18 protein-coding genes are annotated in these 21,308 nt (G+C 73.8%); 12 read left to right on the top strand and 6 right to left on the bottom strand.

What is annotated here, in order from left to right; genetic code table 11:
• The first annotated feature begins 331 nt into the window (after positions 1-331).
• The 7 genes from LPC08_RS12880 (at position 332) to LPC08_RS12850 (ending at position 8,871) form a co-directional block, all read left to right on the top strand.
• The gene (locus tag LPC08_RS12880) at positions 332-1,069 is read left to right on the top strand and encodes a thioredoxin domain-containing protein (protein ID WP_230448644.1); all 738 of its coding nucleotides are present in this window, start codon (positions 332-334) and stop codon (positions 1,067-1,069) included.
• Entirely contained in the window at positions 1,066-2,004 is a 939-nt protein-coding gene (gene coxB, locus LPC08_RS12875) for a cytochrome c oxidase subunit II (protein WP_230448643.1), read from the top strand. The genes LPC08_RS12880 and coxB overlap by 4 nt, the downstream gene beginning before the upstream one ends.
• Complete coding sequence (locus LPC08_RS12870; protein WP_230448642.1) at positions 2,001-3,704, top strand: cytochrome c oxidase subunit I; 1,704 nt, start codon at positions 2,001-2,003, stop codon at positions 3,702-3,704. The genes coxB and LPC08_RS12870 overlap by 4 nt, the downstream gene beginning before the upstream one ends.
• Positions 3,701-4,324: a cytochrome c oxidase subunit 3 gene (locus LPC08_RS12865; RefSeq protein ID WP_230448641.1), complete on the top strand. Its 624-nt coding sequence runs from the start codon at positions 3,701-3,703 to the stop codon at positions 4,322-4,324. Before LPC08_RS12870 ends, LPC08_RS12865 begins: the two co-directional genes overlap by 4 nt.
• Positions 4,321-4,626 (top strand): cytochrome C oxidase subunit IV family protein, encoded by a 306-nt coding sequence (locus LPC08_RS12860; protein ID WP_230448640.1) that lies wholly within the window; start codon positions 4,321-4,323, stop codon positions 4,624-4,626. Before LPC08_RS12865 ends, LPC08_RS12860 begins: the two co-directional genes overlap by 4 nt.
• Before the next feature lie 98 nt (positions 4,627-4,724).
• The gene (locus LPC08_RS12855; RefSeq protein ID WP_230448639.1) at positions 4,725-6,047 is read left to right on the top strand and encodes an ABC transporter substrate-binding protein; all 1,323 of its coding nucleotides are present in this window, start codon (positions 4,725-4,727) and stop codon (positions 6,045-6,047) included.
• A 304-nt stretch (positions 6,048-6,351) separates the two neighbouring features.
• The gene (locus LPC08_RS12850) at positions 6,352-8,871 is read left to right on the top strand and encodes a membrane-bound PQQ-dependent dehydrogenase, glucose/quinate/shikimate family (RefSeq protein ID WP_230448638.1); all 2,520 of its coding nucleotides are present in this window, start codon (positions 6,352-6,354) and stop codon (positions 8,869-8,871) included.
• Positions 8,872-9,267: 396 nt separating this feature from the next.
• Here the strand turns inward: LPC08_RS12850 and ggt are convergent, their stop codons facing one another.
• Positions 9,268-10,944: a gamma-glutamyltransferase gene (gene ggt, locus LPC08_RS12845; RefSeq protein ID WP_230448637.1), complete on the bottom strand. Its 1,677-nt coding sequence runs from the start codon at positions 10,942-10,944 to the stop codon at positions 9,268-9,270.
• A gap of 155 nt (positions 10,945-11,099) precedes the next feature.
• On the opposite strand from ggt, the gene LPC08_RS12840 reads away from it, so the two are divergent.
• Positions 11,100-13,451, top strand: coding sequence for a xanthine dehydrogenase family protein molybdopterin-binding subunit (locus LPC08_RS12840; protein WP_230448636.1), 2,352 nt, complete (start codon positions 11,100-11,102; stop codon positions 13,449-13,451).
• 96 nt (positions 13,452-13,547) lie between these two features.
• Here the strand turns inward: LPC08_RS12840 and LPC08_RS12835 are convergent, their stop codons facing one another.
• From LPC08_RS12835 to LPC08_RS12825, 3 genes are all read right to left on the bottom strand, one after another.
• Positions 13,548-14,075, bottom strand: a complete 528-nt coding sequence (locus LPC08_RS12835) for a molybdopterin-dependent oxidoreductase (protein WP_230448635.1) — start codon at positions 14,073-14,075, stop codon at positions 13,548-13,550.
• A 4-nt stretch (positions 14,076-14,079) separates the two neighbouring features.
• On the bottom strand, positions 14,080-14,286 hold the full coding sequence (locus LPC08_RS12830; protein ID WP_230448634.1) for a TOBE domain-containing protein: 207 nt from the start codon (positions 14,284-14,286) through the stop codon (positions 14,080-14,082).
• Between the two features lie 99 nt (positions 14,287-14,385).
• Positions 14,386-15,444, bottom strand: a complete 1,059-nt coding sequence (locus LPC08_RS12825) for a DUF2332 domain-containing protein (protein ID WP_230448633.1) — start codon at positions 15,442-15,444, stop codon at positions 14,386-14,388.
• Between LPC08_RS12825 and LPC08_RS12820 the strand changes: the two genes are divergently transcribed.
• Positions 15,379-16,710, top strand: coding sequence for a citrate synthase (locus LPC08_RS12820; protein ID WP_230448632.1), 1,332 nt, complete (start codon positions 15,379-15,381; stop codon positions 16,708-16,710). The genes LPC08_RS12825 and LPC08_RS12820 overlap by 66 nt on opposite strands.
• 9 nt (positions 16,711-16,719) lie before the next feature.
• Here the strand turns inward: LPC08_RS12820 and LPC08_RS12815 are convergent, their stop codons facing one another.
• Together LPC08_RS12815 and LPC08_RS12810 are read right to left on the bottom strand one after the other, a co-directional pair.
• Positions 16,720-17,145: a hypothetical protein gene (locus LPC08_RS12815; RefSeq protein ID WP_230448631.1), complete on the bottom strand. Its 426-nt coding sequence runs from the start codon at positions 17,143-17,145 to the stop codon at positions 16,720-16,722.
• 5 nt (positions 17,146-17,150) lie between these two features.
• Positions 17,151-17,819 carry a DUF2268 domain-containing putative Zn-dependent protease gene (locus LPC08_RS12810; protein ID WP_230448630.1) on the bottom strand — a complete coding sequence of 223 codons (669 nt, stop codon included), beginning with the start codon at positions 17,817-17,819 and terminating at the stop codon, positions 17,151-17,153.
• Between the two features lie 122 nt (positions 17,820-17,941).
• On the opposite strand from LPC08_RS12810, the gene hydA reads away from it, so the two are divergent.
• From hydA to LPC08_RS12795, 3 genes are all read left to right on the top strand, one after another.
• Complete coding sequence (gene hydA, locus LPC08_RS12805) at positions 17,942-19,405, top strand: dihydropyrimidinase (protein ID WP_230448629.1); 1,464 nt, start codon at positions 17,942-17,944, stop codon at positions 19,403-19,405.
• 283 nt (positions 19,406-19,688) lie between these two features.
• Positions 19,689-20,306, top strand: coding sequence for a TetR/AcrR family transcriptional regulator (locus tag LPC08_RS12800; RefSeq protein ID WP_230448628.1), 618 nt, complete (start codon positions 19,689-19,691; stop codon positions 20,304-20,306).
• A 99-nt stretch (positions 20,307-20,405) separates the two neighbouring features.
• Complete coding sequence (locus LPC08_RS12795; protein WP_230448627.1) at positions 20,406-21,293, top strand: TauD/TfdA dioxygenase family protein; 888 nt, start codon at positions 20,406-20,408, stop codon at positions 21,291-21,293.
• Positions 21,294-21,308: the final 15 nt, after the last annotated feature.

The following is a 21,308-nucleotide window of genomic DNA, read 5'->3' as shown; positions in this document are numbered from 1 at the left end:
CCGGCCCCCCCTATCCGCCAGGAGCAGAGCCCCTGGACCCTCATTCACAGACGCGTCGGCGCGCCGGAGGTCGATGACCTCCGGCGGGTTTGGCGTCCGCGCGCGTGGCCTGGAATCGTCTTCCGGCGCCCCGCCTGTCCGCGCGCGCTCCGGGTTCAGCCCGCAGGCTGACGGTGCCACCCGGCACCAGACTCCCGCCCGGGGTCCGGGGCCCGGCTTCGGGCCCCGGCGGCGGGGGTTCCAGGGGGAGGCGGCGCCTCCCCCTGGTCCGGCGGCCGGACAGGCACCCCGCAAGAGACGTGCTCTCCCCCTGCTCGGGCTGTTCCTTGCCGTGCCGGCCTTTGCCGCCCCGCCGGACGGGATCGCACTGGACCCGCCGCCCGGCGCGCAGCTGCCGCCCGGGCTGGCGCTGACCACGGACGCCGGGCGCATGGCCACACCGGCGGCGCTGCTGGACGGTCGGCCGGCGCTGCTGGTGCTGGCGGACTACCGCTGCACCGTGCTGTGCGGCACCGCGCTGGGACTGGCTGCGGCGGGGCTGGAGCGCAGCGGGCTGCGGCCGGGGACGGATTACGCGTTGCTCGTCCTGGGGCTCGATCCGCGCGACGGGCCCGGGGAGGCGGCGGCGGCGAAGCAGGCGCGGCTGGGGGATTCGCCCGTGGCGCCGGCCGCGCTGTTCCTGACTGCGGCGCCCGGGGAGCTGGCGGCGGCACAGGCGGCGCTGGGCTACCGGGCATGGCGCGACCCGGCGACGGGGGAGTACGCACATCCGCTCGGCGCGCTGGTGCTGGACCCGGCGGGGCGCGTGACCGCCGTGCTGGACGGGCTGGTGCCGGAGCCGCCGGCGCTGCGCGCAGCGCTGGAGACGGCCGCGCGAGGCGGGGACGGAGGTACGGGGCTGGCGCGGCTGGGCGAGCGGCTGCGCCTGCTCTGCGCCGGCTTCGGGCTGGGGGACGGATTCGCGGTGCCGCTGGTCCGCCGCGTGCTGGTGGTGGGCATGGGCGTCACGCTGCTGGGGCTGGGCGGGCTGCTGTGGAGCCTGTCGCGGCGGCGGGCGCGGCGGGCATGAGCGGCGGTCTGCGCCTGTGGCCGGAGGCGGCGTCCGACACCGCGCGCATGGTGGACGCGGATGCCTGGCTGCTGGTCGGGCTCTCCACGGCGGTGGTGGCGCTGGTGCTTGCCCTCGTGCTGGGCTTCGCCATCCGCTACCGGCGCGGCTCCCGCGCGAAGCGCGGCGCGATGCCGGAGCTGGTGCAGTCGGAGGTCGAGATCGGCTGGACCTTCGCGACGCTGCTGCTGGCGCTGTTCCTCTTCGCCTGGGCCGGCTCGGCGGAGCTGGGCGCTGAGCGGTCGCCCCCGGAGGCGCTGGAGATCCACGTCACCGCCCGGCAGTGGATGTGGAAGGCGCAGCACCCGAACGGCGCTCGCGAGATCGACGCGCTGCACCTGCCGCGCGGCGAGGCGGTGCGGCTGCTGATGACGTCGGAGGATGTGATCCATTCCTTCTTCGTCCCCGAGTTCCGCATCAAGCAGGACGTGCTGCCCGGCCGCCTGACGCAGCTCCGTTTCACGCCCACGCGGACGGGGACCTTCCACCTGTTCTGCGCCGAGTTCTGCGGCACGCTGCATGCCCGCATGGGCGGCAGCGTCACGGTGCTGGAGCCGGAGGACTACGCGCGCTGGCGTGCCGCGCAGCCGGAGGGCGACGACCTCGGGCGGGAGGGAGCGGCGCTGTTCGTCTCGCTCGGCTGCGCCGGCTGCCATGCCGGCGGCTCGGCGGTGCGCGCCCCGCGGCTGGAGGGGGTGTTCGGCCGCGACGTGCCGCTCGCCGACGGGCGCGTCGTGCGGGCGGACGAGGCGTATCTGCGCGATTCCATCCTCCAGCCGGGGCGCGACGTGGTGGCGGGGTTCGAGCCGCTGATGCCCTCCTTCGCCGGGCTGCTGGGGGAGGGGGAGGTGCAGCGCCTGGTGGCCTATCTGCGCGGGTTGGGGGCGGAACGATGAGCGGGATCGCGGCGCGCGGGGCGGTGGCGGGACCGCGCCGGGGAGGCGGCAGCTACCTGACGGCGGAGACGGGCCTCGCCTCCTGGCTGCTGACCACGGACCACAAGCGCGTCGCGCTGCTCTACGCCGCGGCGCTGACCGGCTTCTTCTTCCTGGGCGGCGCGGCGGCGGTGATGATCCGGCTGGAGCTGTTCACCCCGGCGCAGGACCTCGTCTCGGCCGAGGGGTACAACCGGCTGTTCACCCTGCACGGGCTGGTGATGGTCTGGTTCTTCCTGGTGCCGGCCATTCCCAACACGCTGGGCAACTTCCTGCTGCCGCTGATGATCGGCGCGCGCGACCTGGCCTTCCCGCGGCTGAACCTGTTCTCCTGGTATCTCTTCATGGCGGCGGGCCTGCTGCTGCTGGCCGCGCTGCTGTTCGGCGGCGTGGACACGGGCTGGACCTTCTACACGCCGCTGTCCACCGGCTATGCCCATTCCAACGTGCTGGCGGCGGCGCTGGCCGTGGTGCTGGTCGGCTTCTCCTCCGTCGCGACGGGGGTGAACATGCTCGCCACCGTCCACCTGCTGCGCGCGCCGGGGATGGGGTGGTTCCGCCTGCCGCTCTTCGTCTGGTCGATCTACGGCACGGCGCTGGTGATGGTGCTGGCGACGCCCGTGCTGACGGCGGCGCTGCTGCTGGTGGTGGCGGAGCGCGCCTTCGGCCTGCCGGTCTTCGACCCCGCGCGGGGCGGCGATCCGCTGCTGTTCCAGCACCTGTTCTGGTTCTACTCGCACCCGGCGGTCTACATCATGATCCTGCCGGCCTTCGGCGTGATCAGCGAGATCGTGCCCTGCTTCGCCCGCCGTCGCCTCTTCGGCTACAGCTTCATGGTCTACGCGATCCTGATGATCGCGCTGCTGGGCTTCCTGGTCTGGGGGCACCACATGTTCGTCTCCGGCCAGTCGCTCTACGCCTCGCTGGTCTTCTCCTTCCTCTCCTTCGTCATCGCCGTGCCCTCGGCGATCAAGGTGTTCAACTGGTCCTTCACCCTCTACCGCGGCCAGATCACCTTCCAGGCGCCGATGCTCTACGCGCTGGGCTTCATCGGCCTGTTCACCATCGGCGGGCTGACCGGGCTGGTGCTGGCCTCGGTCCCCGTCAACCGCCACGTCACGGACACCTACTACGTCGTGGCCCACTTCCACTTCATCATGGTGGGCGGGGCGGTGACGGCCTTCTACGGCGGGCTGCACTTCTGGTGGCCCAAGATCACCGGCTGCATGCCGCCCGACGCCTGGGCGCGCTTCGCCGCGGTGCTGATGTTCTTCGGCTTCTGCTTCACCTTCTTCCCGATGTTCCTGATGGGCTTCCTCGGCATGCCGCGCCGCTACGGCGCCTATCCGGAGGAGTTCCAGGTCTGGCACGTCCTCGCCTCCGGCGGCGCCGTGATCCTGGCCGCGGCCTACCTGCTGCCGATGGGCTACCTCGCCTGGTCGCTGGTCTGGGGCGAGCGGGCGGAGGAGGACCCCTGGGACGCGACGGGGCTGGAATGGCGCACCGCCTCGCCGCCGCCGCGCGGCAACTTCCGCTCGCCCCCCGTGGTGGAGGAGGGGCCCTACCTCTACCACCCCGGGAACGAGGGCCCGGGCCACGACCACCGCGACCCGCACCGCGACCAGGGGCGGGAGACGGGGATGGGGGTGCGCGAGACATGAGCGAGGTGCTGCACGAACCCTGGGACAGCCCGCGCCGCCAGCGGGAGGCGGCGCAGTTCGGCACCTGGGTCTTCCTGGGCAGCGAGGCGATGCTGTTCGGCGGGCTGCTCCTCGCCTTCGCGGTGAACCGCTGGCTGCACCCGGCGGGCTTCGCGGCGGCGGGGCGGGAGACGGATGTCGTGCTGGGCACGGCGAACACGCTGCTGCTGCTGGCCAGCAGCGCGGCGATGGCCGTGGGCAGCGAGGCCGCGCGCGCGGGACTGCGCCGGCTGGCCCTGCGCGGGATGGCGGCGGTGCTGCTGCTGGGCGCGGGCTTCCTCGCGCTCAAGGGCTTCGAGTGGTCGGAGGACCTGCGCCGGAACCTCTGGCCCGGCGACGGCTTCCGCCTAGCCGAGCCGGGGGCGCGGCTGTTCTTCGGGCTTTACTGGGCGACGACCGCCCTGCACGCGCTGCACCTCGCCGGCGGGCTGCTGGTCGTGGGCTGGTTCGCCCGGCAGGCCCGGCGCGGCGACCGCCCGCTGTCGAGCCCCGCCTTCCAGGCCGCGGCGCTGTACTGGCATCTGGTGGATGTGGTCTGGATCGTCCTCTACCCGTTGCTCTACCTGGGCGGCCGGACATGAGTGAGCGGTCGGCGCGCGCGATCCTGCGCCACGCCCTGCTGGTCTGGGCCGGGCTGGTCGCCCTGCTGCTGCTGACGCTGGCCCTGGCCTACGTGCCGATAGGGCGCGCGAACCTGCCGGTCAGCCTGGGCATCGCCGCGGCCAAGGCCCTCGTCGTGGCGCTGGGCTTCATGGAACTGCGCCGGGCGGACCCGCTGCTGCGCCTCGCCGCCGGGGCCGCGCTGCTGTGGATCGGCTTCCTCTTCACCCTCGGCTTCGCGGATCTGCTGACCCGTGCGCCCCAGGGCGGGAGCCTGCCGTAGCCTCCGTGGCGGGCGGTGCTTTCCCTCGCGCGGAGCCGCCCCTATTCTGAACGGCAACCGGACCGAGCCAGGCCGGAAGAGGGAAGCCTATGACGTCCATGACCCGCCGCCGTGCCCTCCAGGCCGGTGCCGCCCTGCTTGCCGCCCCCGCCCTGGTCGAGCAGGCCCATGCCCAGAGCCAGTTCGACTGGAAGCGCTTCCGCGGCCAGAGCATCGATGTCTCGCTGACGGCGAATCCGCGCAGCCAGATCCTGATGCAGAACCAGCGCGAGTTCGAGGAGCTGACCGGCATCAAGGTCAATTCCGAGGCGATCCCGGAGCAGCAGCACCGCCAGAAGTTCGCGATCGAATTCGCCAGCGGCCGGCCGTCCTTCGACGTGGTGGGCATCAGCCTGCATGTCAGCAAGCGCCAGGTCGGCCGGGCCAAGTGGTGCGCCGACCTGCGCCCGATGCTGGCCGATACCTCCCTGACCGCGCCGGACTTCGACTTCTCGGACTTCGCGCCCGGGACCATCGCCTACTCGACCCAGGCGGACGGCCGGCTCGATACCCTTCCGGAGTTCGTCGACTACTTCCTGCTCTACTACAACAAGGAGTTGCTGGACGCGAAGGGCGTGGCGCCGCCCGCCACCTTCGACGAGCTCTATGACGCGGCCAAGCGGCTGACCGACCCCTCGAAGCAGATCTACGGCTCCGTCAACCGCGGCCTGCGCAACGCCAACGTGCTGATCTGGACCAGCTTCCTGCTCGGCACGGCGCAGAAGGACACGCTGGATGCCCAGCGCCGGCTGATCACCGACACGCCGGATGCGATCTGGGCGGGGCAGCTCTACCAGAAGATGATGCGCGAGACGGCGCCGCCCGGCATCGTCGGCTTCAACTGGAACGAGGCGCAGACCAGCTTCATGCAGGGCCGCGCCGCCTTCTGGATCGATGGCTGCGGCTTCGCCGCGCCGCTGGAGGACCGCACCCGCAGCCGCGTCGTCGGCAAGGTGGGCTATGGCGTCATGCCGCGCGGCCCTGGGGCGCACCACTGCGTCATGACCCAGACCGCCTTCGGCATCGCCGAGACCAGCCGCAAGAAGGGGCCGGCCTGGCTCTACCTGCAATGGGCCAGCGGCCGGGCGAATCAGCTCCGCTACCTCACCTCCGGCGCGGGGTCGCCGGCCCGCGCCTCGACCTACGCGAACGAGGAGGCGATCCGCGACAGCCGCTTCCCGAAGCAGTTCTTCGAGAGCCTCGTCGCCTCGGGCCAGATCGGCCGCGCCGGCCTGCCGGAGATCGTGCCGGTGACGGAGTTCCGCGACACCTTCGGGACGGGCCTGACTAACACCATCGGGGGCGCCGACGTCGCCACCGAGTTGAGGAAGGCGACCGAGGCCTTCCGCCCGGTGCTGGAGCAGTCCGAGCGCGACGCCTGACCTGTCCCCGCGGTCCCAGCCCCGCCCGCCGGCTGCCCAGGCCGGCGGGCGGCCCGCGCCCAGAAGCGCACGCCCCGACGGGCCGCCCCTGCCTCGGCCCGGGCCGGCGATACGCCGTCGGCAGGGGGGCCGGCGTACCCGGTAACCGTTCACAAAAGCTTCATTATCCGGTGTTGTCTGGCGACGACTAGGACCCCCCATAAGGACCCCGCGCCGACGCGCCCGGGGCACGTCCGGGACCCGAGACCCGGCAGGCGGGATCGTCGCGGGAGAGTCGTCGCCCCACAAGGTTGAGATCAGGACATTGCACTCCCCCCCTCGGACAACGCCGGTCGCCGCGCCCGGAATCCTCGCCAGGGCATGGCTGTTCCTCCTGGGAGCCGTCATCGCGCTCGCGGGAATCGCCTTCGTGGTCGGGGGTGGCAAACTCCTCCTCCTCGGCGGGAGCTGGTACTTCCTCCTCGCGGGAATCGGCCTCGTCGCCGCCGGGGCGCTCGTCCTGCTGCGCCGGCCCGCCGGCGCCCTGCTGTTCGGGCTGGTGTTCCTGCTCACCATCGCCTGGGCGCTGTGGGAGGTCGGGCTGCGGTTCTGGCCGCTCATCTCGCGACTCCTCGCCCTGGGCGTCGGCGCGACGGTCGTGGCGCTGTCCTTCCCGCTGCTGCGCCGTGCCGCGGGGCGGCCGCCCGCCTATGCCGCCTCCTTCCTCGCCGCCGCGGTGGTCGGCCTCGCCTCGGCCGCGGGCCTCGCCGGCATGTTCGTGCCGCATCCGCCCGTCGTCGCCGCCGGGCCCGGACCCGCGCTGACGCCGGTGGCGCCCGGGACCGAGCAGCGGAACTGGGAGGCCTATGGCAACACGTCGGGCGGCAGCCGCTTCGCGGCGCTGGACGGGATCAACCGCGGCAACGTCTCCCGCCTGCGGGTCGCCTGGACCTACCGGACGGGCGACGTCCCGGAAAGCACCGACGGCAACGGCGCCGAGGACCAGACGACGCCCCTGCAGGTGGGTGACCGGGTCTACCTCTGCACGCCGCACAACAACGTCATCGCGCTGGACGCGGAGACGGGACGCGAGATCTGGAAGGCGGAGATCAACGCCCGCTCCGCCGTCTGGATGCGCTGCCGCGGGCTGGCCTATTTCGACGCCGCCGCGCCGATCCAGCAGCCCAGCGCCCCGGGGGCCACGCCCGTCACGCCGGTCTCCGTGGCGCCCGGCGCCGCGTGCCAGCGGCGCATCCTGATGAACACCATCACCGCCGAGCTGATCGCCCTGGACGCCGACACGGGCGCCTTCTGCCCGGATTTCGGGACCAACGGCCGGGTGGACCTGAAGGTCGGGCTGGGCGCCGCGCCGGACCCGCTGTACCAGCTCACCTCCGCCCCGACGGTCGCGGGCACCACCGTCGTCGTCGGCGGCCGCGTGGCCGACAACGTGCAGGTGGACATGCCGGGCGGCGTGATGCGCGGCTTCGACGTGGTGACGGGCGCGCTGCGCTGGGCCTTCGATCCCGGCAACCCGGCGATCACGGGCCTGCCGCCCCAGGGCCAGACCTACACCCGCTCCACGCCCAACGTCTGGGCGGCCATGTCCTACGACCCCGCGATGAACGTCGTGTTCATGCCCGTGGGCAGCTCCTCGGTGGACATCTGGGGCGTGACGCGCACGCCGCTGGACCACAAGTACGGCGCCTCCATGCTGGCGCTCGACGCCACCACGGGGCGCGAGAAGTGGGTCTACCAGACGGTCCACAACGACCTGTGGGACTTCGACGTCCCGATGCAGCCGAGCTTCATCGACTTCCGCAAGGCGGATGGCAGCACCGTGCCGGCGCTGGTCTTCGGCACCAAGGCGGGCCAGATCTACGTGCTGGACCGCGCCACGGGCCAGCCGCTGACGGAGGTGCGGCAGTTCCCCGTCCGGCCGGGCAACATCCCCAACGAGCCCTATTCCCCGACGCAGCCGCGCTCCGTCGGCATGCCCCAGATCGGGACGCAGACGCTGACCGAGGCGGACATGTGGGGCGCCACGCCCTTCGACCAGCTGCTGTGCCGGATCTCCTTCAAGAGCATGCGCTACGACGGGCTGTACACCGTGCCCGACACCACCCTTTCCCTCAGCTTCCCGGGCTCGCTGGGCGGCATGAACTGGGGCGGCCTCTCCACCGATCCGCGGATGAACTACATCTTCGTCAACGACATGCGGCTCGGCCTCTGGTCCCGCATGGTGGCGACCGGCCCGTCCGCCGGCACAAACGTGCGCGCCGCCGAGGCGAACAACGGCGGCCAGAACGACACCGGGCGCGCCACGCCGCCGCAGCCCGCCGCGAGCACGGGCGGCGAGGCGGTGAACACGGGCATGGGCCTCGTGCCGATGGCCGGCACGCCCTACGCCGTGGACAAGAACCGCTTCCTCTCCCCGCTGGGCATCCCCTGCCAGGCGCCGCCCTATGGCACCCTGTCGGCGATCGACATGCGGACCCGGCAGCTCGTCTGGCAGGTTCCCGTGGGCACGGTGGAGGATACCGGGCCGCTCGGCTTCCGGATGGGCCTGCCCATCCCGATCGGCATGCCCACCCTGGGCGGCACCCTGGCCACCCAGGGCGGGCTGGTCTTCATCGCGGGAACGCAGGACTTCTACCTGCGGGCCTTCGACAGCGGCACCGGCGAGGAGGTGTGGAAGGCCCGCCTGCCCGTTGGCAGCCAGGGCGGCCCGATGACCTACCGCTCGCCCCGCACGGGGAAGCAGTACGTGGTCATCACCGCCGGCGGGGCCCGGCAGTCGCCCGATCGCGGCGACTACGTGATCGCTTACGCCCTGCCAGACTGACGCCGCTCGCGGACGGGCCGGGCGACCCGGCGCGTGGGCGCGGCCAGGAAGGGGACGCCGTCCCCTCCCTGGACCCTCCCCTGCCGGGGCCACGAGCGGGCCCCGGTCCCCGCTGGGAGTCTGGCGCCGCGTGGTGAGCGTCAGCCTGCGGGCTGATGCCAGGGAGCGCACGGACAAGCGGGACTCTGAAAAAGATTCAGAGGCTTCAGCGGGTGCGGAACCCGTGCCCGCCGAGGAGCGTGGCTCCTCGGCGCCTCGACCCCGTCACAGCCTGCCGCGCGGCAGCACTCTTCGGGTCCAGGGCCCGCAGGGTCCTGGCGGAGTGGGGGTATCGGGGGCGAGGCAGCGCCTTGCCCCCGGGGAACGGGCGCGCCCCGGGCCGGAGCGCCGCGCGGATCAGGCCGGCGGCCGGCCCTCGATCCAGAAGCGCACGCCCGGCCGGGCCAGCCCGCCCGCGACGCCGATCGGCGTGCCGTCCGCGCGCCAGCAGGAGGCGCCCTCCAGCATCCCGTCGGCGGCGAAGCGGATGGCGTTCATGCCGCCCCCGACATGCGGGACAAGCTGCACCGCATGGCCCATCGCGGCCAGCGCGGCGCGGACGGGTTCGGGGATGCCGACCTCCACCTCCAGCGCCTGGCCCTGGGTGAAGATCCGCGGCGCCTCCACCGCCTCCTGCAGGGTCAGGCCGTATTCCAGCAGCCCCACCACCGCCTGCATGGCGGAGGGGAAGATCTTCAGCCCGCCCGGCAGGCCCAGGGCGAAGGCGGGCTTGCCGTCGCGCAGGAGGATCAGCGGCGCCATCGAGGTGCTGACCCGCTTGCCCGGCGCCAGGGACTGTGCCCGGCCCGGGTGTGGGTCGAAGTTGCACATGTAGTTGTTGGCGATCAGCCCGACGCCGGGCACCCGCACCCGGGCGCCGAACAGGCTGTTGATGGTCTGGGTGGCGCTGACCACCATCCCGCCCGCATCGGCCACGGTGACGTGGGTGGTGTTCGCGCCCTCGTGCCCGACGCTCACCCCCGCCTGCCAGGCCTGGGCCCGGTCGGGGTCGATCAGCGCCCGTCGCTCGGCGGCATAGCCCTTGTCGGTCAGGCGATCGACGGGGACGGGCACGAAGGCCGGGTCGGCGGTGGCGACCGCGCGGTCGGCGAAGGCGATCTTCATCGCCTCGGCGATCCGGTGCAGCGCCGCCGGGCTGCCGAAGCCCAGGGCGCGCAGGTCGAAGCCCTCCAGGATATTCAGCATCTGCACCACGTGGACGCCGCCGGAGGAGGGCGGGGGCGGGCCCAGCACCTCGTGCCCGCGATAGGTGCCGCGCACCGGCTTGCGCTCGATCACCGGGTTGGCCCGCAGGTCGTCGAGCGAGAGGATGCCCTCTTGCCGGGCGAACCATTCCGCGACAAGCCGGCCCAGCGCGCCGCCGTGCAGCGTCTCGGCGCCGTCCTTCGCCACGGTGCGCAGCGTTTCGGCCGTGTCGCCCTGCACCAGCCGGTCGCCCGCCTTCAGCGCCGTGCCGCCGGGCAGGTAGATGCGCGACAGCTCCGGATCGAGCGCCATCTCGGCCGCCGTGTCGCCGATGCAGTCGGCGAGGTAGGGGGTGACGGCGAAGCCCCGCTCCGCGTGCCGGATCGCGGGCGCCATCACATCGGCGAGCGGCAGCGTGCCGTAGCGGTCCAGCATGTGGCACCAGGCCCGCAGCGTGCCGGGCGCGCAGACCGCCAGCGGGCCGAAGTGGTTCTTCCGCCCCACCGTCTCCAGCCGCACCGCGGGCTCGTCGCCGACCGGGGTGAACAGGTCCGGGGTCGCCGCCAGCGGCACGGCGGCCATGCCGTCCACCACCACGTGCCGCCCGTCGGCCAGGCGCAGATGCGCCATCCCGCCGCCCAGCAGCCCGACCATCATCGGCTCGACGACCGTGAGGGCGAAGAGGGAGGCGACGGCGGCATCCACCGCGTTGCCGCCGGCGGCCAGCATCTCCGCCCCGGCGGTGGAGCCCAGCGGGTGATTGGTGACGACCATGCCGCGGCTGCCGGTGGCGGGGCGCTTGGTGGTGGCGATCGGGGTCTCGGTCATCCGCCTGCTCTGGACCTTCGGGCTTGGGCGGCGCAGCATCGGCCTCCGCATCCTTCCCGTCGAGCCCGTGGCCCTCGCGGTCCGCGCGCCCGGCCCCATCTTGCCCGCCGGACGGTGCCGCCCCGCACCGCCCGCCCGTGCCGGAGATTCCCGCCTTGCCCGATACGCACCTGCCCGATCCCACGCGCCTGAAGTTCGGCATCGGCCAGCCCGTCCCGCGCAACGAGGACCCCTACCTGCTGCGCGGCGAAGGCCGCTACACGGACGACCTGCATGCCGAGGGGCAGGCGTATGCCTGCATCGTGCGCAGCCCCCATCCCCACGGAGTGATCCGCGGCATCGGCCTGGAGGCCGCCCGCGCCATGCCGGGGGTGCTGGGCGCCTGGTCCGGGGCGGACCTCGCCGCCTATGGCCCGCTGAAATGCACCCTGCCGCTGAAGAACCGCGACGGCTCGCCGATGCGCGCGCCGGAGCGGCCGTCGCTCGCCACGGACAAGGTCCGCTATGTCGGCGACCCCGTGGCCTTCGTGGTGGCGGAGACCCCGGCCCAGGCCAAGGACGCGGCGGAGATGGTCGAGCTGGACATCGAGCCGCTCGACGCCGTGACGGATGCGGAGGCCGCGGCGCAGCCCGGCGCCCCGCTCCTCTACGACGGCGTGCCGGGCAACGTGGTGCTGGACTTCCTCCACGGCGACGCGGCGAAGGTGGAGGCGGCCTTCCGCGACGCCGCGCACACCGTCCGCCTCCAGCTCACCAACAACCGCGTCGCCGTCTGCCCGATGGAGCCGCGCTCGGCCATCGCGGAGTACGACGCCTCGCGCGACCACTGGACCCTGCGCGTCGGCTGCCAGGGCGTCTTCGGCCTGCGCCGCCAGCTCGCCGCCGACGTGCTGAAGGTGCCGGTCGGGAAGCTGCGCGTGCTGACCGGCAATGTCGGCGGCTCCTTCGGCATGAAGGCCAGCGCCTATCCGGAATATGCCTGCCTGTTCCACGCCGCGCGCGAACTGGGCCGGCCGGTGAAGTGGACGGACGAGCGCACGGGCGCCTTCGTCTCCGACATGCATGGCCGGGCGCACGAGGTGACGGGCGAGCTGGCGCTGGACGCGGAGGGGCGCTTCCTGGCGGTGCGGCTGACCGCCTGGGCGGACATGGGCGGCTACCTCTCCACCATGGGGCCGAACATGGGCACCATGGGCTTCGTGCGGAACGTGCAGTCCAACTACGCCACGCCGCTGATCCAGGTGGCGACGAAGTGCGTCTTCACCAACACCACCCCCATCGCCCCCTATCGCGGCGCCGGCCGGCCCGAGGGCAACTACTTCATGGAGCGGCTGATCGAGGCGGCCGCGCGGACGATGGGCAAGGACCCGCTGGCGCTGCGCCGGCTGAACCACATCCGGCCCGAGCAGATGCCCTATGCCGCCGCCTCCGGCAGCACCTATGACGGCGGCGAGTTCTCCGCCCTGCTGGAGAAGGCGCTGGAGGCGTCGGACTGGGACGGCTTCGCCGCCCGCCGCGCGGAGAGCGAGGCGCGCGGCCTGCTGCGCGGGCGCGGCCTGGGCAACTACCTGGAATGCACCGCCCCGCCCACCGGCGAGATGGGCGGGCTGCGCTTCAACGAGGACGGCACGGTGACGATCGTCACCGGCACGCTCGACTACGGCCAGGGCCACTGGACGCCCTTCGCCCAGGTGCTGACGGAGAAGCTCGGCGTGCCCTTCGAGGCGGTGCGGCTGGTGCAGGGGGATTCCGACCTGCTCGTCGCCGGCGGCGGCACGGGCGGGTCGAAGTCGCTGATGGCCTCCGGCGCAGCCATCGTCGAAGCCTCGGACAAGGCGATCGAGAAGGGGCGGGAGGCCGCCTCGCACCTGCTGGAGGCCGCCGCCGCCGATATCGAGTTCGACCGCCGCGAGGGCCGCTTCGCCATCGCCGGGACCGATCGCGGCATCGGCATCCTGGAGCTGGCGGCGCGGATGCGGCAGGACCCGTCGCTGCCGGAGGGGCTGCGCTCGCTCGACGTCACGCACGTCATCGACGACAAGCCGATGGCCTACCCCAATGGCTGCCACGTCGCCGAGGTGGAGGTCGATCCCGAGACCGGCCACGTGCAGGTCGTGCGCTATGCCGGCGTCAACGACTTCGGCGTGGTGGTGAACCCGCTCCTCGTCGCGGGACAGGCGCATGGCGGCATCGCCCAGGGCATCGGCCAGGCGCTGATGGAGCGCATCGCCTACGACGAGTCCGGGCAGATCCTCTCCGCCTCCTTCATGGACTACGCCCTGCCCCGGGCGGAGGACGTGCCGTTCATCTCCCTCGCCAGCCGCCCCGTCCCGGCGCGCACCAACCCGCTCGGCGCCAAGGGCTGCGGCGAGGCGGGCTGCGCCGGATCGCTGCCGGCGGTGATGAACGCCCTGGCCGACGCCCTGGCCAGCGCCGGGGCCGCGCCGGTCAACATGCCGGCGACACCCGAGAAGGTGTGGCTGGCGCTCCAGGCGGCGAAGGGCTGATCGTTCGGGCGGTGTACCCGTTCCCCGGGGGCGAGGCAGCGCCTCCCCCCGGTCCGCCGCCGGAAGCATCGCGGACCGGGCGGCACGAGGCCGCCGCTACCGTGTCGCCGGCGCGCTGACGGTGATGCGGGCGAGGTCGCGCACGCTGCGGCCGCCGCGCACCTCGTCCGGCACGACGAGGCGGAGCGCCCCCGGGGCCAGCGCCTCGCCATCCAGGCGCAGCGCCAGCAGCACCGGGCGGTTCGCGAATTCCGGCGAAACCTCGCCGAGGGCCAGCACGGCGGTGTAGCCGTCGCGGCCGAGCAGCGTCACCGTCTGACGCACCTGCTCGTGCACCGCCGCGGGATCGACCGCCCCGGCGGCCACCAGCACCGTCCAGAGCAGCGGGCCCTCGGCGTGGCGCGGTGCGGCGCCGTGTCCGGCCGGCAGCCTCGCCTGGGCCGCGGGCAGCGCCGAGAGCGTCGCCGGGTCCAGCACCACCGCCGGCCCACCCTCGCGGCCGACCGCCACGCCGCCCGTCGCCTCGGTCCGCCCGGCGGGTGCGGGGGCCTGCGCCGCGGCGGGAAGCGCCGCGAGGCAGAGCAGCGCGCCGAGCCAGGCCGCCGCCAGGCGGGGGCGGCGCATGGACCTACTTCCCGACCATGACGTCGGAGGCCTTGATCACCGCCGTGGCCTCGTCCCCGACCTTGAGCGCCAGGTCGTCGATCGCCTCGTTGGTGATGGAGGCGGTGATGACCACGCCGCCGGCCGCCTCGATCCGCACGTGTCCGGTGGTCTGGCCCTTGGTCACGGCGACCACCTTGCCCTTGATCTGGTTGCGGGCGCTCAGCTTCATGGGGATCGCTCCTGTTGCGGTGGGGCTTGTCGCGTGCCGTCGCCCACCGGGCGTTATATTCGTACAGATACGACGGGCCGGAGCAAGGAGAGGGGTCCGTCAGCCCGCCAGCCACTCCACCTTGCGCCCATGCGCGTCTCCTCGGGCCAGCCGCCGCTCCGTCCCGTCCGGCCAGAGGGTCAGGCGCAGCTCCGGCCGTTCCGTCCCGGGCGGGGTCTCGAAGCGCAGCCAGGCGAGCGGGGCGTCCGGCGTCGCCCCGGCCCCGGCTGCCGCCAGGGCGCCGGCGATGGCCGCCTGTGCGGGGGCGGGCAGGTACAGCCACATGATGGAGTGGAACAGCACTGTGGCCTCGCCCGCCTGCCGCTCCGCCAGCCGGGCCGGCACCCAGGCCGCCGCATCGGCCGCCTCCACGGCCGTGCCAAAGCGCCGGGCCAGGGCGATCGCGCCGTCCAGCCGCGCCAGCCGCTCCGACTGGTCCGCCCAGACATAGGCCCGCAGCCGCAGGCGCTGCGCCGGGTCCTCCAGCGCGACCGGAGAGAGGTCGCAGGCCCGCCGTCCCTCGATCCGCAGCGGCGCGTCCAGGGGCGGCAGTCCCCCAGGCCAGTCCGGCGCCAGCCGCACCGGGCTGTCCGGGTCGCCCCATGCCGCATCGCCCAGCCGGTAATGGAAGCGGTCCCAGAGCGAGTTCAGCCCGGCGCTGGCGCCGATCTCCAGCAGGCGCAGCGGCAGCCCCGTTTCCCGCGCCACGGTCAGGAAGCCGCCCAGCAGGATCGCGGCGCGCGCCACCTCGTTGGTCTGCGGCGGCGAGGCCAGGAAGCCGCCCAGCCACGCGGCATGCGCGGCGACGGCAGCCGGCAGCGCCGCCTCCAGCCCTGTCCCCCGTTCGGCCGGGTCGTGCGGCGGGTAGTGCGAGGCCAACTCCGGCGCCTCGCCCGCCAGCACCAGCGCGTGCAGCCCGCCCGCCAGGCGCAGCGCCAGGGCGTCGGCCACCGGATCGCCGGGCCAGTTCGCGACCAGCCCGGCCGCCGGGCCGCTCGCCGCGATCTGCGCCGCCAGCGCGCGCAGCAGCCGCGCGGTGAAGGGGGAGCCGAGTTGCTCGCACCAGCCGACCTGCTTCCCGAAGGCAGCCAGCACCGCCTCTGTCGTCGCCTCGCCCATGGGGCTCCTCCGTTCCGGCTTGACCGGGCGAGGGGAGGGCGGGGAAGGTGGCCGGTCAATCTTGATCGAGACGATCAACATGCCGTCCCGCCCCATGCCGCCTCGCCCCGACGGGCTGCTGACGGCCGAGGCGGTGACGGCTCGCCTCGGCGTCTCGCGCCAAAGCCTCTACAGCTATGTCAGAGCTATGTCAGCCGCGGGCTGCTCCATGCGCGGCCCGATCCCGGCGACCCGCGCCGCAGCCTCTACGACCCGCACGAGGTCGCGGCCCTGGCGGAGCGCCGGCACCGCAGCCGCGCCCGGCGCGAGGTCGCCGCCTCCACCACCGACTGGGGCGAGCCGATCCTGCGCTCCGCCCTCACCCGCATCGAGGGCGGGCGCTTCTTCTACCGCGGGCAGGATGCCGTGCGCCTGTCGGAAGGGGCCACGCTGGAGGAGGCGGCCGCCCTGCTCTGGGACCTGCCGCTGCCGCCCGGCCCCTGGGACCTCCCGCCCGTAACGTCGGCCGGCAGCCCCTTCGAGACGGGCCTGCGCGCCGTGGCGCGGGAGGCCGCGCGCCCCGACTGGGCCGGGCAGCCGGAGCGGATCGCCGCCGGGGCGGCGCGGCTGCTGGCGCTGGTGGCCGGCTCGGTCTCGGGCGGGGCGGCATCAACCGGCCCCGCGCATGCGCGCCCCCTCCATGCCGGCCTGGCCGCCGCCTGGGGGGTGGGGGAGGCCGGGGCCGACCTGCTGCGCCGCGCCCTGGTGCTGTGCGCCGATCACGAGCTGAACGCCTCCGCCTATGCGGCGCGGGTGGTGGCCTCGACCGGGGCCTCGCTGGCCGCCTGCGTGCTGGCCGGGCTCGCCGCCCTCTCCGGGCCACGCCACGGCGGGCTGACGCCGCTGGTGCGCGCCCTGGCGGAGAGCGAGGAGGTGCGCCACGACCCGCTGCGCGCCTTCAGCGCCCGCCTGGCGCGGGGCGAGGCGCTGCCCGGCTTCGGCCATCGCCTCTACCCCCAGGGAGACCCGCGCGCCGGGGCACTCTTCGCCGTGCTGCCGCCGGAGGGCATCTGGGCGGAGATGATCGCCGCCGCCGCCGCCCTGACCGGGCTGCGGCCCACCATCGACGTGGCGCTGGCCATGCTGGAGCAGCGCCTCGCCCTGCCGCCCGGCGCCGGGCTGGCGGTCTTCGCCACCGGCCGCACCGTGGGCTGGATCGCGCATGCGCTGGAACAGCGCGCGGACGGGCGGCTGATCCGGCCGCGTGCGGCCTATGCGGGGGTGTGACGGGGCGGATCAAGCGTCCGGGTCGCCACGCCCCGGCCCGCTCCCGGGGCCGGCGGCCGCCGAGGCCTTCCGTGCCACGCGCTTCGCGCGGTGCTCCTGACGCCGCGCCCCGGCCTCCCCCACGGCCAGGGCGAGGATCGCCGCCAGCCCGGCCTCCTGCCCCGACAGCGATACCCAACCCCGCATGCCGGTCCGGCCGTAGGGGGTGAATGCCTCGGCCAGCCCGGTCGCGCGCAGCCGCCTCGCCTCCTCCGGCGGCAGCTTCGCGCCGATGCGGTCGCGATAGACGCAGAAGGCCAGCCGCCGTCCCAGGAAGGCGGCCGGGCACCCGAACATGGCCCCCGTCCGCAGCGCCGGCTCCTGCGGCCGGACCAATGCCATCGCCTGCTCGAACAGCGCGCGGTCGTGCGGGGAGGGCTTCGGCGGGCGGGCCACGGCGGTCAGCCCTCCCGTGCCAGCACGCCGCCCCGTGCCGCGGCCAGCACCGCCTCCGTCGCCACACCGGCCCAGAGCGCCCCGTCCGGCTCCGGCTCCACCGCTAGCCAGTCCGCCACGATGCGGTAGCCCAGCGTGTAGCCGATCCAGCGCGGATACAGGCCACGGGCGCCGAAGAACCAGGCGTCGTGATCGTAGCGCGGCGCCGCGAGCGTGGCCGCGTCCGGCCGGTGCGCGTGCAGCTCCGCCTCCGTCGCCGCCGCCTCCCAGGGCTCGGGCGGGGTGCCGAGCAGGCGGCGGACGAACTGGCCGGCCAGCCCCTCGCTGACCAGCGCGTCGCCCAGGTTCCGGCTGTAGCCGACCGCGCCCATGCGCAGGCAGTGATGCGCCTCGTGCACGACCATCCGGCGGAGCGCGTCGCCCGACAGGCTGGCGGCGAAGTTCGGGTTGTCCGGGTCCAGCGTCAGGGCGAAGAGCGCCTTGCGGTAGGCATGCCCGACCATGCCGAGCTCCGGAATGCCCGCGCCCGGCAGGCGCTGCACCAGGATGTCGAGACGGGGCGGCGGCAGGAGGCGCGCCACCGCCGTCCGCGCCGCGTCGATCTCCGCCCCGATCCGGTCGCGCCAGGGGGCGAGGCTGCCCTCCGCCTCCAGCCAGTGCAGCTGCCACGCCATCCCGCGACCTTCCGTCCCCGCTGCCGCCCATCCTGCCCGGGCGGCGGGACCCTGTCGCCCCTCTCGCCCTCCATCCCGGCCGGGTCTATGCCACCCACGGCGCAGCCTGGGATGAGGGAAGCATGGCGGAGTTCGATCTGGTCGTCCGGGGCGGCACGGTGGTCACGGCCGGCGGCACGACGCGCTGCGACGTGGGCGTGAAGGACGGCCGCATCGCGGCGCTGGGCGAGGGGCTGAAGGACGGCGCGCGGGTGGTGGAGGCGGACGGGCTGCTGGTGCTGCCCGGCGGCGTGGACCCCCACTGCCACATCGAGGAGCCGCAGCCCGACGGCAGCATCCACGAGGAGACCTTCCGGACCGCCAGCGTCTCCGCCTTCGCCGGCGGCACCACCTCCGTCTGCTGCTTCAACCCGCAGTTCAAGGGCGGTGGCATCCTGGAGATCTTCCGCGCCAACCGCGAGCGCGCCGCGCAGGGCATGATCGACCACAGCTTCCACCAGACCATCGCCGACCCCTCCGACCGGGTGATGGAGGAGGAGCTGCCGCAGGTGATCGCGGAGGGCGTCGGCAGCCTGAAGGCCTTCCTCACCTACGACACGCTGCACCTGCCGGATGGCGACTTCCTGCGCGTCCTCGCCGCCGCGCGGAAGCACGGGCTGATGGTGCACGTGCACTGCGAGAACTACGACGCCATCCTCTGGCGCACGCGCAAGCTGCTGGAGGCGGGCAAGACCGGTCCCGCCTACCACGCCGTCTCCCGCCCGCCGGTGGTGGAGCAGGAGGCGACGCACCGCGCCATCGCGCTGGCCGAGCTGATCGACCAGCCGATCCAGATCTTCCACGTCTCCTGCCGCGAGGCCGCCGAGGAGATCGCCGCCGCCCAGGCGCGCGGCGTGAAGGTCACCGGCGAGACCTGCGCGCAGTACGTGACGCTGACGGCGAAGGACATGGACCGCCCCGGCGAGGACGGCTTCGAGGGCGCGAAGTTCATGTGCAGCCCCTCGCCGCGCGACGCGGCGCAGCATGGCCATATCTGGGAGATGATCCGGCGCGGCGTGCTGGACGTCGTCTCCTCCGACCATTGCGGCTTCTCCTATGGCGGCACGCGCGGCAAGGCGAAGAACGGCCGCGGCGCCTCCTTCGACCAGATCCCCAACGGCATCCCGGGCCTCGCCGCGCGGCTGCCGGTCTTCTTCTCGGAAGGCGTGTCCAAGGGGCGCATCAGCCTGGAGCAGTTCGTCGCGATCAGCGCGACCAACCCGGCGCGCATCCTCGGCCTCGACGGCCGCAAGGGCAGCATCGCCGTGGGCGCGGATGCCGACCTGGCGCTGTGGGACCCGCAGAAGCGCGTGACGCTGACCAACGCGCTGATGCAGCACGCCATCGACTACACCCCCTTCGAGGGCATCGAGGTCACCGGCTGGCCCGTGGCGACCATCGCCCGCGGCGGCGTGGTGATGCGCGACGGCAAGGTGACGGCCGAGCCGGGCACCGGGCGCTGGCTGCCCCGCAGGCCCGGCGCGGTGGCGCGGCCGACGGGGCGCCTGCCGGACGGGTTCGACGGCGCGCCGGCCGGGGTGGCGTGAATGGGGATGGCGTGACGGGCCTCCGGGGGAGAGGCGCTGCCGCTCCCCCGATACCCCCACTCCGCCAGGAGCAGAGCCCCTGGACCCCCGTTCACGGGGCGGGGGCGCACCGGGGAGCGATGCTCCCCGGCGACTGCGGCCGTCATGCCCATGGCCTCGGAAACCGTTGCGGGAACCGCCGGCAGACGATGGCGGACTCCCGCCGGGGTCCGGGGGCCGGCCGTGCCCCCGGCGGAGGGGGTATCGGGGGAGGCGGAGCCTCCCACGGGGAACGGGCGCGACGATGACCGACCTCCCCACCCGCGACCGCATCCGCGCCCTGGCCGGCGAGCTGTACGTCCTGCGCGGCCATGACGGCTTCAGCTTCGGCGACCTGGCCACGGCCATCGGCGTCACGCGCGCCAACATCCACCATCATTTCGGCAGCAAGCAGCGGCTGATGGAGGAGCTGATCGAGGGCTTCGCCACGGATGCGGAGGCGCGCATCGCGCAGCTCTGGGCCGGGGGCGAGGCGCGCTTCGCCGACCGGCTGACCCGGCAGGTGGAGGATCTGCGCCGCTTCCACCGCCGCTTCAACCCGCGCCCCGAGGACCGCAACGTCTGGAGCCCGATCGCGCGGCTGCGGCTGGACCTGCCCGTGCTGGGCGCCCCGGCGGCGGCGGCGCTGGAACGGGTGGACCGCGCCTATGACCGCGACCTGCGCCATGCGGTGGGGCAGGCGGTGGCGGCGGGTGAGCTGCGGCTTTCCACCCCCGTGGGCGACGTCAGCCGCATCCTGCGCGCCACGCTGCTCTCCTGCGGGCCGATGACCCAGGACAGCGGGCGGTTCGAGGAGGTGGAGGCGCTGTTCGCGGCGTTGGGTCGGATCATCGCCGCCGCCTGGGGACCGCGGGCGGGCTGATTCTCGTTGACGGCAGGGCCGGCGGGGGCGGAGACTGACTTTCAGGTAAGTAACCCCTGCCCGCAACGACCGGGCCGGCGGGACCGGAGGAGACAGCCCATGTACCGCGACCCCCGCTTCACCCGCTTCGAGGTGCGGCCGATCACCGGCGCGCTCGGCGCCGAGGTGGTCGGCGTCGACCTCGCCCGCGACCGTGGCGCGGAGACCGTCGCCGAGCTGAAGCGCGCGCTCGACCAGCACCACGTCCTGGCCATCCGCGACCAGGCGCTCAGCCCCGAGTTGCTGCATGCCGTGCGGGAGGCCTTCGGCCCCTTCAGCGGCAACCCCGTCCACACCCCCATGCCGGGGCTGGAGGATGTCGTGCGCTTCGTCCGCGAGCCGGACGACAAGGGCAAGGTGATCGGCGAGGAGTGGCACATGGACCTCGCCTGGATGGAACGTCCGCCGGGCATCACCATGCTGTGGGGCGAGGTGATCCCGCCGGTGGGCGGCGACACCTGCTTCGCCAACCTGGCGCTCGCCTACCGCTCGCTCTCGCCGGGGATGAAGTCCTTCCTGGAGGGGCTGACCGGCATCCACAGCGGCAAGGGCGTCTTCGCCATCAACGCGAAGCACCAGGGGCTGACCCAGGCCGGCGCCGACGCGGTGGACGGGATCGAGACGGAGCACCCGGTGGTCTGCCGCCATCCCGCGACCGGCGAGCCCTACATGCTGGTGAACAGCGTGCTCAGCCGCTTCAAGGGCATGACGGAGGCGGAGAGCCGGCCCATCATCGACTATCTGATGGCGCTGGCGATCCGCCCCGAATTCACCTGCCGCGTGCGCTGGGCGGAGAGGACGTTGACCATGTGGGCCAATCCCTTCGTGCTGCACACCGCCATCGGCGACTACCCTAGCTATCGCCGCGTCACCTACCGCACCACGGTCGAGGGGCCGGTGCCGATCCCGGCGCGGGGCGATCAGGTTCCGCTTGGCCGCGCGGCCTGACCTGTCATCATGACC

The organism is Roseomonas sp. OT10, assembly GCF_020991085.1.
In the GTDB taxonomy this organism is placed as follows: domain Bacteria; phylum Pseudomonadota; class Alphaproteobacteria; order Acetobacterales; family Acetobacteraceae; genus Roseomonas; species Roseomonas cutis.
Note: the sequence above shows the minus strand (reverse complement) of the source record. Positions and strands in the feature narration are given on the sequence as shown.

Bases quoted from the DNA above. Each gene is read 5' to 3' on its own strand.
- LPC08_RS12835 (WP_230448635.1), bottom strand. From the start codon at position 14,075: ATGCGCCGCCCCCGCCTGGCGGCGGCCTGGCTCGGCGCGCTGCTCTGC.
- ggt (WP_230448637.1), bottom strand. From the start codon at position 10,944: ATGACCGAGACCCCGATCGCCACCACCAAGCGCCCCGCCACCGGCAGC.
- coxB (WP_230448643.1), top strand. From the start codon at position 1,066: ATGAGCGGCGGTCTGCGCCTGTGGCCGGAGGCGGCGTCCGACACCGCG.
- LPC08_RS12860 (WP_230448640.1), top strand. From the start codon at position 4,321: ATGAGTGAGCGGTCGGCGCGCGCGATCCTGCGCCACGCCCTGCTGGTC.
- LPC08_RS12810 (WP_230448630.1), bottom strand. From the start codon at position 17,819: ATGGCGTGGCAGCTGCACTGGCTGGAGGCGGAGGGCAGCCTCGCCCCC.
- LPC08_RS12830 (WP_230448634.1), bottom strand. From the start codon at position 14,286: ATGAAGCTGAGCGCCCGCAACCAGATCAAGGGCAAGGTGGTCGCCGTG.
- LPC08_RS12870 (WP_230448642.1), top strand. From the start codon at position 2,001: ATGAGCGGGATCGCGGCGCGCGGGGCGGTGGCGGGACCGCGCCGGGGA.
- LPC08_RS12855 (WP_230448639.1), top strand. From the start codon at position 4,725: ATGACCCGCCGCCGTGCCCTCCAGGCCGGTGCCGCCCTGCTTGCCGCC.
- hydA (WP_230448629.1), top strand. From the start codon at position 17,942: ATGGCGGAGTTCGATCTGGTCGTCCGGGGCGGCACGGTGGTCACGGCC.
- LPC08_RS12800 (WP_230448628.1), top strand. From the start codon at position 19,689: ATGACCGACCTCCCCACCCGCGACCGCATCCGCGCCCTGGCCGGCGAG.
- LPC08_RS12865 (WP_230448641.1), top strand. From the start codon at position 3,701: ATGAGCGAGGTGCTGCACGAACCCTGGGACAGCCCGCGCCGCCAGCGG.
- LPC08_RS12825 (WP_230448633.1), bottom strand. From the start codon at position 15,444: ATGGGCGAGGCGACGACAGAGGCGGTGCTGGCTGCCTTCGGGAAGCAG.
- LPC08_RS12795 (WP_230448627.1), top strand. From the start codon at position 20,406: ATGTACCGCGACCCCCGCTTCACCCGCTTCGAGGTGCGGCCGATCACC.